General features: G+C 58.5%; 7 protein-coding genes and 1 pseudogene. 2 read left to right on the top strand and 6 right to left on the bottom strand.

The features are described from left to right. Window positions 1-145: 145 nt before the first annotated feature. From ACZ5YV_RS13760 to ACZ5YV_RS13775, 4 genes are all read right to left on the bottom strand, one after another. Entirely contained in the window at window positions 146-1,363 is a 1,218-nt protein-coding gene (locus ACZ5YV_RS13760) for an MFS transporter (protein WP_464789643.1), read from the bottom strand. 88 nt (window positions 1,364-1,451) lie between these two features. Beyond that, window positions 1,452-2,510: an NAD(P)-dependent alcohol dehydrogenase gene (locus ACZ5YV_RS13765; RefSeq protein WP_464789644.1), complete on the bottom strand. Its 1,059-nt coding sequence runs from the start codon at window positions 2,508-2,510 to the stop codon at window positions 1,452-1,454. A gap of 17 nt (window positions 2,511-2,527) precedes the next feature. Further along, complete coding sequence (gene car, locus ACZ5YV_RS13770) at window positions 2,528-6,025, bottom strand: carboxylic acid reductase (protein WP_464789915.1); 3,498 nt, start codon at window positions 6,023-6,025, stop codon at window positions 2,528-2,530. Window positions 6,026-6,406: 381 nt separating this feature from the next. Continuing rightward, window positions 6,407-7,090: a TetR/AcrR family transcriptional regulator gene (locus ACZ5YV_RS13775; RefSeq protein WP_464789645.1), complete on the bottom strand. Its 684-nt coding sequence runs from the start codon at window positions 7,088-7,090 to the stop codon at window positions 6,407-6,409. Between the two features lie 486 nt (window positions 7,091-7,576). On the opposite strand from ACZ5YV_RS13775, the gene ACZ5YV_RS13780 reads away from it, so the two are divergent. Together ACZ5YV_RS13780 and ACZ5YV_RS13785 are read left to right on the top strand one after the other, a co-directional pair. Further along, window positions 7,577-10,042: a TonB-dependent receptor gene (locus ACZ5YV_RS13780; RefSeq protein ID WP_464789646.1), complete on the top strand. Its 2,466-nt coding sequence runs from the start codon at window positions 7,577-7,579 to the stop codon at window positions 10,040-10,042. Window positions 10,043-10,156: 114 nt separating this feature from the next. Continuing rightward, window positions 10,157-10,456 (top strand): annotated as a pseudogene (locus ACZ5YV_RS13785) (IS481 family transposase); the annotation flags it as partial. 56 nt (window positions 10,457-10,512) lie between these two features. On the opposite strand, the gene ACZ5YV_RS13790 reads toward ACZ5YV_RS13785, so the two are convergent. Both ACZ5YV_RS13790 and ACZ5YV_RS13795 read right to left on the bottom strand, forming a co-directional pair. Further along, the gene (locus tag ACZ5YV_RS13790; RefSeq protein ID WP_464789647.1) at window positions 10,513-10,854 is read right to left on the bottom strand and encodes a hypothetical protein; all 342 of its coding nucleotides are present in this window, start codon (window positions 10,852-10,854) and stop codon (window positions 10,513-10,515) included. Continuing rightward, window positions 10,851-11,951, bottom strand: coding sequence for an IS5 family transposase (locus tag ACZ5YV_RS13795; protein WP_464789648.1), 1,101 nt, complete (start codon window positions 11,949-11,951; stop codon window positions 10,851-10,853). Before ACZ5YV_RS13795 ends, ACZ5YV_RS13790 begins: the two co-directional genes overlap by 4 nt. Window positions 11,952-12,164 lie beyond the last annotated feature (213 nt).

Genomic DNA, 12,164 nt, shown 5'->3' on the forward strand with positions numbered 1-12,164 from the left:
GCCCCTCGCTACGCTGCTGCTCCACGCCTCCATCGATGGCGAGTGGTCTGTTTCTTCATTCGCCAGAAACCGCCAACACTTGTATGTGGCAGATAGCCCAGCGCTTCTGCTTAATTTTCGAAGGCAAGAGCAAGGATGAGAATCTTCACGCCGCCAAGGCTCTACCGCCCTGTGTCCGGCTCATCCAAGCAAAGTTGATAGCCGCCCCGAAAGATAGCGCCATGAGCAGCAGCATCGCCACATGATAGTTGTTCGTCGTATCGCGCAGCCAACCTGCGGCTGGAGCGGCGAACGTGAAAGGCAGGGTGAAAGCGCCCAGAAATCCTATAGTGCGCGGAAATGCGGATACCCCGAATATCTGGGCGACAAGAACCGCAACCAGGGGAAAAATGGCCGCTCCGGATATGCCCATGATGATCATCGCCAGTGCCAATGCTGGAAACCAGCCGCTCGCTGAAATTATGATCCAACTGACGGTCAATCCTGCACCGGCAGCGCTCAATGTGCGCGCGGGGCCAAATTTATCACAAGCCAGTCCTGCCAGGAGGGATCCGAATATGCTTGCAAAGCCCTTGACGGACAGGAGCAGAGCTCCCCAGCGGGCCGCGATCCCATATTCGGTTGCGATGGCAACGATATGGGCCGAGCCGGTGATGGTACTCGCCTGAAGGACACCCTCGCCGATCAACACGCCCCAGAACAGAGGCTGTGAGAGGATGGAAGGTCGTGAGCCCGCAGCCACTGCGGCGCTTTCGGGGCAATCGCTCTGCGGTGGTTCCGAAACGCCCAGCAGTACGGGCAGTAGCAAAATGTGCAGCACCGCTAGGGTCACAAAGAATGCCGGCAGACCAAATCTTTGCATGACTGCAAGGCCGAGCAGGGGAATGACAGTGACGAACAGCGGAATATACGCAATCCCGACCGCCCTTCCTCGCGCATGTGGATGCCAGTTCCCGGCCAATATACTAGGCGGCAAGCCTCCGAGCAGAGAAGCGCCAGGGCCGATCGCGAGTGTGCATACGATGAGTGTAGCCTCAATCGATTGCACAAAGGCAAGCAGAAGATAGCCTGTTATCGAAAGCACAGCACCGGTCATCATGGTGTTGCGCAGGCCGATCCGGGAAATCATTCCCGCGACGATCGGACCCAGCCCGCTCATCGCCAGCACCGTGAGGGCAAGGACCATCGCGGCCATGCCCCGAGTCGTGTCGAAACGGGCCTGAATCGCCAATATGCTGACCGCAAAGCCGCCAAATGCGCACCCTGTGGCTGTGTTCTGCGCGAGAAATGCCCGGACGAGCATCATGCGCGCCGTCCGCCTGTTCGGGTCAGCGGCGGCGTGCCGCTGCGCAAGGCTGCTCATATTATGGCGATCCCAAAAAAGTGGAGAAGGCGAGCGTAGCCGTCACGCCAACTGTGACGAGCGGCTACCTTTGCTCACAATAGCTGCCTCAATTTTCCCGTAGCGATGCGTTATCGATGACGAATCGGTAACGCACGTCGCCCTTTTCCATGCGCTCATAGGCGTTATTGATGTCCTGAATGTTGATCAGTTCGATGTCGCTCGCGATGCCATGCTCTGCGCAGAAATCGAGCATCTCCTGCGTTTCGGCGATCCCACCCACGTTTGAACTGGCAACCGATTTGCGGCCCATCATCAAGGGTACATTGTGGAGTGGCGGGTCGATCGCGCCGAGCAAGCCCAGAAGGATGAGCGTCCCGTTCCAGCGGAGCGTCATGATGTAGGGATTGACGTCATGCGCGTTGGGCACGGTGTCGAGGATGAAGTCGAAGCTGTTGGCGACCGATGCCATTTGCTGCTCGTCGGTCGACAGCACGACATGGTCGGCGCCCAGGCGTCGCGCTTCTTCCTCCTTGCCGGGGCTGCGGGTGAAGAGCGTTACTTCGGCGCCCATCGCCTTGGCGAACTTCAGCCCCATGTGACCCAAGCCGCCAAGGCCGATCACCGCCACCTTGTGTTCCGCGCCGACCTTCCAGTGACGCAACGGCGAGTAAGTGGTGATGCCTGCGCACAGCAATGGCGCGGCGGCCTTCGCGTCCAGCCCATCGGGAATGCGCACCGTGAATTTTTCCGACACGACGATATTTTCAGAATAGCCGCCTTGCGATGGCATGCCGTCATGGCGATCCGCGAAACCATAAGTGGGCGTGGCATATTCCACGCAATAGGGTTCTTCGCCCGCCTGGCATGGATTGCACCGCTGGCAGCTGTCGACATAGCAGCCGACCCCGACCATGTCGCCGGGCTGGAATTTGCTGACGCTGCTCCCGACCGCCGCCACCCGGCCGACGATCTCATGGCCAGGAACAGTAGGATAGGTGACATACCCCCCGTGGTTGCGAACGTGATGCAGGTCGGAATGGCACACGCCGCAATAGAGGATATCGATCGCGACATCGTCAGCACGCAGGTCACGTCGGGCGAAGGAGAAGGGCTCCAGGTCGGTATCAGAGGCGAACGCCGCATAGCCTTTGGTCGATTTGGTCATGACTGTGTCTATTGTCCTTAGATGAGGCCGAGACCGGAGAGGTCAGCCAGATATTTGCCGATCAGTTCGCGCGACAGATGCGGGACATCCTTGCCAGCGCCCACTTCATGCCGGATCACATCCGCGCGGAAGCGGGCGGAAGGAACGCTGGTCCCGAATTCTCCCGGCATCTGATATTCCAGCTGGTGCAGCAGCGGCAGCGACGAATGTTGCCGCCGGTCCTCGGGCAGCGCACGCATGGCGGTGCCGAAACGTTCGAGCCAGTCGGCGTAATCCTCGATCCGTTGGACCGGATATCCGGCGGCGTCGATCCAGTCGACGAAGCTGTCCAGCGAAATGCCGTCATCATGGGAATTGATGACATGGTAGGTGCGATAGCCGCTCGTCGCCTTGGTCCCCAGGACGGCGATGGCCTCTGCCGTGAAGTCCACCGGCAGACCGGGATAATGGGGCTTGGCCGTACCGCTGTAGAATGACCGCGGCGCCAGCCCCGTAACCACGATGCTGAGTAGCAGGCGGGTGAACATGTCGGGGACGTTGAGTTGCCCTTCATAACGGCTGTGCGCCAGGATCATGTCCGAGCGGAAGGTCGCGACCGGGAGGCCGAAGCGGTCATGCGCATCCCGCAACAGAACCTCAGCCGCCCATTTGCTGTTGGCATAGCCATCGGCGTAGCCATCGCTCGACAGCGGCCGGACTGGTGACGTCGTGCGCACGTCGGCGTCTTCGTCGATCATCACGCCGTCCGGCGTATGGGCTGCCGCCACGGTCGAGACATTGTTGATGGGCTTTAGCCTATGCGTGATCGCCAGACGGATGACCTCCGCCGTGCCTGCGACATTGGGGCCGAACAGTTGATGATAGGGCAGTACGTGATTCACCAGTGCGCCTGGATGGACGATCAGATCCACATCCTTGGCCAACCGCTTCCAATCGGCATCGGCAAGGCCAAGCTGCGGTTCGCCAAGATCGCCTGCCAGAACCTCCAGATGCGCGTCGGCGAGCGCCTCGAAGCGGCTCTTAAGTTGCGGGCCGCTGCTGAAAACCTGCGCGATGCGGTGCCGTGCGGCTGCTGCGTCGCGACCACGCGCGACGCAGATCAGCTTGCCGCCTACGTCAGCCATGCGCTCCAGCCATTCCAGGCAAAGGAACCGCCCCAAAAAGCCGTTCGCTCCGGTGAGGAAAACGGTCCGCACTTCCGTCGAAGGAGGCGAGGCGTTGCGCGCCGCGTCGAGAGCACTGCCATCGATGAAGCGATCCAGCGTCAGGTCGCTCGCGCGGATCTCCTTCGCACCGGCGCCGTGCACCGAAGCAAAGGTCGGTCCCTTCGCCTCGCCACTCCGACCCCGTTCGATGAACTGGGCGAGGTCCTGCATGCTTCCGGCAGGGCTGTTGATGACCGATACCGGCACATCGATGCCGTAAATATCTTCAAGCAGCAGCGAGCAGGACACGGCCGAGAGCGAGTCTCCCCCCAGATCGGAGAAGCTCATCCGCTTGGAAAGATCGACATCCTCCAATCCGAGCGTCGCCTTGACGGCGCGGGCGACGGCTTCGAGCACGGGAAGCTCCTTGCCTTCACGGCGCAGCGCCTCAAGCTCATTGTGCTGGCTTACCGCGATACGCTCGTAAATGGCTTCCAGGGCCGGGGTGTAGCGTTCCTTGAACTTGGGCCGCTGATATTTGCCGATGCCCGCCAGCAGGCCATTCTCTGCGCTGAAGGGCTCATGCTCGACGATGAAGTCGCGTGGCACTTCATAAGGTTGCAACTGTTCTGCGCGCGCGATGTTCTGGATCGCTTCGCGCAGCGCGTCCTTGATCGCAGCCGGGTCATCGGCGATGCCCATCTGCTGGAGCGTCGCTTCATTAGGCACAAAGACGCCGACCAGAAATGCGCGCTCGCTGCTGCCGTATAGATAGACTTGCCGGATGAGCGGATCGCCGTTGGTGAAGATCGCCTCCAACCGGGCAATGGCGACAAACTCGCCCTGCGCGAGCTTCAGAACATTGTTGCGGCGATCGATGTAGACCAGATGGTCAGGGGCGATCTCCTGCATGATGTCGCCGGTCTTGTAATATCCGTCTTCGTCGAAAACTTCGGCTGTTACATCAGGTCGCTTGTAATAACCAAGCATGATGCTCGACGTCTTGATCCGCAACTCACCGCGCGGATAAGGCTTATCGGTCTTGAAATAGCCAAGCTCAGGTACGTCGTCCAGCTTGTAGTCGATCACTGGCGGACGGACGATCCGGTTGTCGGTCAGCACCGCGGCGACTTCGGTGGCGCCATAATTATTGCCCAGCTTGTAGCCCAGACATTCTTCCATGAACTGCAATAGTTCAGGGGCGAGGGGGGCCGAGGCGAAGGAAGCGACGAGCAGCCGCCCGCCGAGGAGAATATCGCGGGTTTCGCGCAGCAACTCGGCCTTGACCGTGTCCAGGTCCGCGCCGGGTACGGAGCGCCGGTCGAGCGCGACCTGATATTGCTGGTAAATCATTTCGCACACGCGCGGGACCAGCATCATGTAGCTTGGCCGACAAATGCGCATGTCGTCGAACAGTTCGGACAGGTCCTTCTTGCCCGTGAAATAGCCGATGCCCCCCAGCCCAAGGAGCGAGAAGACGATGCTCCGCCCTGACGTGTGGTTCATCGGCATGTAGATGAGGTTGATCATCGGCATGGGCGAATCGACGAGCCACAGCTGCTTGATCATCCGCTCAGGCAGCATCGCGCCCTTGGGCAGGCCAGTGCTTCCCGATGTGTAGTAGATGGTGGAGAGCCGCTCTCCGTCCGCCTTGTCGAACAGCGGCGCGGGCGGCAGGGCGCTGCCCTCCGTCAGAGCCGTTTCCAGCGTGACCAGCAGATGCGACAGACCCGCATCGGCGAGCTTTGCCCGAGCGGCCTCGAACCGCTCGCGCTCGTCATCAACCTCGGGATGATAATCGAACAGCAGCACACCGCGCGGACGATGGCCTTGAATGACCAGTTCGGTGGCCGCTTCGATATATTCCAGGCTGACCGCGAGCCAACTTGGCGCCACCTCGTTGAAGATGGACAGCGACTGCTGGAACGCCCCGTTGGCCTGAAGGGGAACCGCCACCGCCCCATTGTGGATCGCGGCAAGATCGACCGTCGCAAAGTCCACGCTGCCAAAGGCAAGAAGGCAGAGAAACTCATCGGCTCCCAGCGACCGATCAGGATTATTGTGCCAGAAGGCAGCAAGTCGACGCGCCCGGTCCCATAGAGTGGCGTAGCTCGTCGTTTCGAAATGCTTCTGGATCTCTCGCGTGGTCCGGCCGGTTGCCAGATCGACCTTCAGTTCCACCGCGCGCTCTGCCAACGCAGGTCGGTCAGCATAGCCCTCCATGCAGGTCGCCACGATCTGGGCGAAACCGAGACCGCTGCGACGCTTTGCAGTGTTGATTGCAGGGTCCGGTATCGCTGCCGCAACTTGCGGATCGGTTTCGATCAATAACTTCAGCCGTGTTGCAATGCCTTCGGCATAATCATCCATCGACACCGTGTATTGCGAGCGATCCAGCTTGTCCTGAATACCCATATCACCTCTCGAAATTATTTTATTCAGAACAATATCATTATATTGTCCGGAACATCTTTCTTCAGTTCATCCATCTAACGATGAGGGCGATCGAAATTGCAGCCGGTGCGCAGTTTGGCTGCGGTGCCGACTTTCGCCTTGTGTCGTGAAACTACGACTCCTGCCGCCGGGCAATACCGTCGTCAGAAGCATGGCCCGAATATTTGGCAATCACCAAGTTTTGTCAATGACCGTTTTTTGAGCAGCGCGCATTTCTCACGCGCATGCAAAGGCAAAGCCTGAAAGAGGCCGTGTATCTGGTCATCCCGTTTCCGTTTGGCGCCCTGCGCGTCAGCCCTACTTGGCCAGGGATTTAGCGTCTGTCTCGGGAAGTTTGGATATGTCTCGCGGAGTGATCGTTTTTGCCAGCTCGACCAAGCCCTTGATCGCGATATTCTTGACGCTGGGCATGTCGGATGCCCACGGCCGCCCAAAGCCCGAAAACATCGTCATTCCATCTGTCGCGCCATATATGAATATGGCTACGACTGCCGCATCTTCCTGGCTCAACTTGGGGTTCAGCCGTCCCACGAAAAAGGTGATCAACTGATGGACATGGCGATGCAGCGCTCCCAGCCTGTCCGCCACCAATTTGTTATGGTTGGCCATGGCCCAAAGCTCGGTAAACAGATGCGCGGTCTGCTTCGTGCTGACGTCATCAAGAATATGGGCGATCAACCGCGCTAACCCATCCTCTGCGGAAAGGCTGGGCTGTTCCATCGCCCCGTTGATCTGGGTTTCGCCCGCAACAAGAATCTCGTCGAGCAGGACCTCGACCAACAATTCCTTGCGCGGAAAGTGATGATTGACGTGACCGACCTTCAAACCGCATTCGGTAGCGATGCGTTGGAGCGTAAAGGCGCTGGCACCTTCCTCGACCAATACATGCAGCGCCGCCTTAAGGATAGCGTTCACCGTTTCGGCTCCGCGCGAATAGACGCCAGGTTTCCGGCGCTTGGTTCCAATACGGTCATCGTTCATGGGCCGCTTATATCTCTGGCTGGGCCGCGATCAACCGACGAAACGGAAATGGGATAAAGATCAAGGAGACCCAGTGGGCTCGCGGTGAGACGCGCCAATCGCGCTTCTCCCGGACGATCGTCCGGGGCACCTGATTTTCCCCATTGACAAAACCTTGTCGTCCACCAAGTATTTGGCGCGAGCACGCGTTGCTCAGCGGGGAGGTATAGGAAAGGCGCAGATCACAGAGAGTTAGAAAGGAAATATTCCATCTGCTGATGATCCGATCTCCGAGTCGGAATGATCTTACTAAGTTTAAGATCATATTTGGATAAGTTCCTAGCTCGATTCGTGATTGATAATTCTGAAGTAATTCAAGTCATAACCATATTGGTTGATGGCATGAACTCTTGTATCTATCGATACATGATTACATTTTTAACTATAATCTAATTAGATAATTGAAAAATATTCAAAAAATATCACCAGGCAAAAAGGGGAGATTTCATGATTGCGCGACATCTATTTCTCGTACGCACCTTGATGGGGAGTGTAGCTCTCGTCGGCTGCGCTGGAACGGCCTTTGCTCAGACGTCGACGGGACCGGATGAGCCCACGGCAGCGGCAAGCGGTCCTGCGGCCTCCGGTCTGTCGGAAATCATCGTGACGGCACGGAGGCGGGCCGAACGGCTTCAAAATGTCCCGATCTCTGCCACCGCCTTTGATGCTGGCTCGCTCACGCAGCGCAATATTTCAAACACGCAGGACTTGCTCGGACAAGTACCGTCGCTCGTTGTCGGCGGCTCTGGCCAGCAGCGCAATAGCGAGAATGTGACCATCCGTGGCCAAGGCGCGACTTTCAATGCAGCCCCAGGCGTGGTGCTTTATTCGGCCGAGGTTCCGATCATCGCCGATCAGCGCAATAATGCGCAGAATGGTGGCGGCCTCAATTATTATGACCTCGCCAGCTTGCAGGTATTGCGCGGGCCGCAAGGCACGCTGTTCGGCCGCAACACGACAGGCGGCGCCGTCTTGTTCGAGCCGCAGCGCCCAACCGATCGGTTCGAAGGCTATGGCCAGATCCAATATGGCAATTACGACTCGATCGAATTGCGCGGAGCTCTCAACGTGCCAATTGTTGAAGACAAGCTTTTGCTGCGTGTCGCGGGCATTTATCAAAAACGGGACGGCTTTACGCACGAGATCACCACTGACACGGACTTGGACAATCGCAACCGTTATTCATTCCGCGCAGGCTTAACTTGGCGCCCGGCGGAGGGGATTGAGAATTATCTTCTTGCGACCTTCGCTCGCGTTCAGGAACATGGCACCGGAACGGTGCTCAACGCTGTTCCCGCCGGTGACGATCCTCAAACGGGGCTGCCGTACAGCACATATCTGCAGCAGCAGATTGACCGCGGAATCCGTTCGGTAGCCCTTAGCCCACTGCTCTTTAGCGAACGCACGCGCTATTTCTCCGTAACAGACATCTTCTCGGCAGAACTTACGGATGCTTTGACGTTCCGCAACATCGCCAATTATCAGCATCTGAAGAACAGCGCGCCTTTTGATGGTGACGGCTATCCCGACGATCACAGGCCGCCATCGACACAGGGCGGAACTTTGATCGGGGCGGATGAGATTAGTCCCGGTGGATTTTCGAGATATAACTATTACACTGACGCACGCCAATATTCGATCGAACCTCAGATTCAAGGCAATTTAGGCGAGGGCGCGCTCAACTTCACGGTAGGCGCTTACTACCAGAATGTTAAGCCGACAGGTCCGCAGCTTGTCAGCGCGTTTAATCCGACAAGAAGAGGCCAAAGGTCAGACAGCAAAGCGCTTTATGCGCAGGGAACGATATCGTTCGGCAGTTTCTCTGACAGTCTGGATGGGCTACGGTTGACAGCTGGCTATCGCTATACATGGGACAAGCTGACGGCCTTCTCAAACTTCGGCCTCCCTGATGCTCCGGTTACATCATCGAGTGCCAAATTCAAGGCGCCAAACTGGACAGTGGGCCTCGACTACAATGTCGACAAGAATGTGTTGTTGTACGCAAAGGTCAGTCGTGGATACAAGACAGGCGGCGTCGGCACTGCAACGCCCGCGCCTGAACTGCGCTCTTTCCAGCCCGAATTTGTAACGGCTTATGAAGCAGGCATAAAAGCCGATTGGCACATCGGCAGCATTCCAATTCGTACGAATATCAATTATTACTACACGGATTATAAGGATCTGCAGAGGACAGGAGGAACCGCCTATTTCTATAATGGGCAACAGGTCTTTGGCGCGCAGACCAGCAATGCGGGGCAAGCACATATCCAGGGTGTAGAATTCGAAGGCGAGTTGCGGCCCGCGCGATGGCTCACGCTATCGGGGACCTACTCGCACATCGCTGCGAAATATGACCAATACACAGCGCCATCGCTGTTTCCTGACGGCATTCCCGCTTTCGGCCTGCCGCCCGGCTTCGACTGCGGCGGCGGCGTGCCGTTCAATGGCGCGACGGGGCAGTGCGTCCTGACTGGTATACCTTTCCAGTTCACGCCGAAGAACCAGTTCAGCATTACCGGCAGGGTGGATCTGCCGCTGGATGAGTCCATCGGGAAGGTCAGCATTTCCGCTACCTATGCCTATATCGACGCCCAGTACACGTCGCCTTCCAAGGCGCCCGTTGACGAACCGTTCGCCTATATCGGCGGAAACTGCCCCCGCCTGAATTCCGGTGCCTATGCCGGGTCAGTCCAGTGCGGCCCGGGAGATGGCTATGGCCTGCTAAGCATGAACTTGCAGTGGCAGAATGTCGCAGGATCGAACTTCGACCTCGGCGCGTTCGCAACCAACCTCACCAACGTAAAGTATATCATCAGTAGCCAGGGTGTATCCTATCAGAATGGCTTCAACTCCTATATATATGGGGAACCCCGAATGTACGGCGTATCGATCCGATATCATTTCGGTAGTTGAATAAGGCGAAGCGCCATCGGCCAATGGGGCCGGTGGCGCTTCGAGCCGACTATTCGTTTCTCCATTTGATCCGCCGACACCGGTCGGGAACCATGGCGCACCACAAATACGCCCTTCCACCACATCTTCGACCGGGTCTGCGGCGAGCAGGAAATCGAGCACCGGTTGACGAAGATCAAACGTCCCTGGACCGACGGCCAGGTCGAGCGTGAACCGGACAATCAAGGAGGCCGCGGTCAAGCGCTACCACTACGATGGTCATGCCCAGTTGACCGCATGTCTCTACGACTTCATCAATGCCTACCATTATGGTCGGCGGATGAAGACACTGCACGGTCTCAAACCTTACGAATAAACGAACCCCAACGCTTCAGCCTAAACCCGCACGATCAAATGCCGGGACCAAATACCTAGAGTGCGCTGCATTTAATCGGACGCAGCGCGCTCTAGTTTTTTGTTATCGTATCCTTTTAGCAGGCTGCTGAAAAACACCACGGCTCGGCGATGAAGGTGGTATCGTCACCATTATCGTAGGCGATTTCACCTTCGAGGATGCCATCGTCGCGTAAGTCGGCCCAACCGGTGCCTGTTACCTGATCGCCCTCGTCGGCTCCGTTCCATTCGAAGTCGATCCCGCTGGGGGTGAACCCGGCGTCCACCGAGGCGGTGAGCGCACCGAACTCCATTTCGCCGGTGCCGTCGGCGTCGATACGCAGGAAAGCCGGGTCGCACAGATCGAGATGATCGCGTGGCCATGTCCCGCTTTCCACGATCCGCCATTTGCCGACGAGGGCAGCGCTAGCGACCATCATCCCGTCTCCAGCAGTTTGGGGAGCCTGATGAGATTGTAGGCGGCAATCGTTAGCGTGAACGCAAAGCGCACCCTTGTCAGCCCCCGGAACCGGGTCTTGCCCTGTCCGGCTGCCGACTTCACCCAGCCGAACACCTCTTCGATCCGTTTGCGGATGCGGATGCTCGCGCCATAGCCGGGATGCCGGATCGTGCGACTGTCGATTGCGGAGCGCCGACCGCTCACATTCTGGGCGACGTGCGGTGTGACGCACCGATCCCGCAGCTCGGCGACGAAGTCGCGGGTGTCGTATGCCCGGTCGGCCGCCAGCGTGATCCGCCGGCCATCGGGCCGCTCAACGTCGTCGAGCATCGCGACCGCAGTCAGCCGTTCGGCGAACCCCGCTACCCGCGTGGTCTCGGCATCCACCGCCAGCCCGTTGCGGTCCTCCATCAGCACGTGGCCCATGTAGCACAGCTTCGCGCCCGCTCCGGGGCTCTTGCGATACAGGCGTGCGTCCGGATCGGTAGTCGAGGCATGCGTGTCGTTGCTCCGCCTGGTGCCGCGGAAATCGACCTCGCTGTTTCGACTGCCCGAACCGTCATCGGGCGGACTATCGGCTCCGGCCTCATCCTTGGGACGAAAGCTCTTCATGCTGCACCACGCCTCGATCAGTGTGCCGTCTACCGAGAAATGCTCGTTCGACAGCAGGCGCTTCACTTGCGGGCGCGCCAGGATCGCGGACAGGAAGCGCGCCGCGATCTCGCCATCTAGCAATCGCTCCCGGTTCTTCGAAAAGGTCGACGCGTCCCACACCTGATCGTCGATGCCGAGCCCCACGAACCAGCGGAACGACAGGTCGAAGTCCAGTCGTTCCATCATCTGCCGTTCCGAGCGTATGCCGTGGAACAGCTGCAACAGCAGCGCGCGCAACAGCTTCTCCGGCGCGATCGACGGCCGGCCGATCCGCGAATAGACCGCCTCCAGCTCTGGCCCGATGTCAGCGAGCGCCTCGTTCACCAACTGGCGGATCGCCCGCAACGGATGCCGCGCCGCCACACGCTGCTCCAGGTCAATATAGGAAAACAGCTTGCCCGATCGTTCGTCCGTCCCGCCCATCCGTCCGCCCCGTTCATCGTGTCAGACAATGAATCACCTCACGGCAAGACAGCCAAGCCCTTTTTCAGCACCCTGTTAAGCGCAAAACCGGTTCCCACTTTTGCGCACGATGCTTTAGCCAAAGTCGCTTCCGTAAGCTGGCCGTCGCGAATGGTTTATCCGCTTTTGCATACAGGCTTTGCATAGCTCGGTGCGATTTCTGTACTTTTCGGC

The sequence above is a fragment of the Sphingobium sp. TomTYG46 genome, assembly GCF_055396345.1.

What these genes read in the sequence shown, in the direction of transcription:
- ACZ5YV_RS13765 (WP_464789644.1), bottom strand. Translation starts at nt 2,510, where the DNA reads ATGACCAAATCGACCAAAGGCTATGCGGCGTTCGCCTCTGATACCGAC.
- ACZ5YV_RS13775 (WP_464789645.1), bottom strand. Translation starts at nt 7,090, where the DNA reads ATGAACGATGACCGTATTGGAACCAAGCGCCGGAAACCTGGCGTCTAT.
- ACZ5YV_RS13790 (WP_464789647.1), bottom strand. Translation starts at nt 10,854, where the DNA reads ATGATGGTCGCTAGCGCTGCCCTCGTCGGCAAATGGCGGATCGTGGAA.
- ACZ5YV_RS13760 (WP_464789643.1), bottom strand. Translation starts at nt 1,363, where the DNA reads ATGAGCAGCCTTGCGCAGCGGCACGCCGCCGCTGACCCGAACAGGCGG.
- car (WP_464789915.1), bottom strand. Translation starts at nt 6,025, where the DNA reads ATGGATGATTATGCCGAAGGCATTGCAACACGGCTGAAGTTATTGATC.
- ACZ5YV_RS13780 (WP_464789646.1), top strand. Translation starts at nt 7,577, where the DNA reads ATGATTGCGCGACATCTATTTCTCGTACGCACCTTGATGGGGAGTGTA.
- ACZ5YV_RS13795 (WP_464789648.1), bottom strand. Translation starts at nt 11,951, where the DNA reads ATGGGCGGGACGGACGAACGATCGGGCAAGCTGTTTTCCTATATTGAC.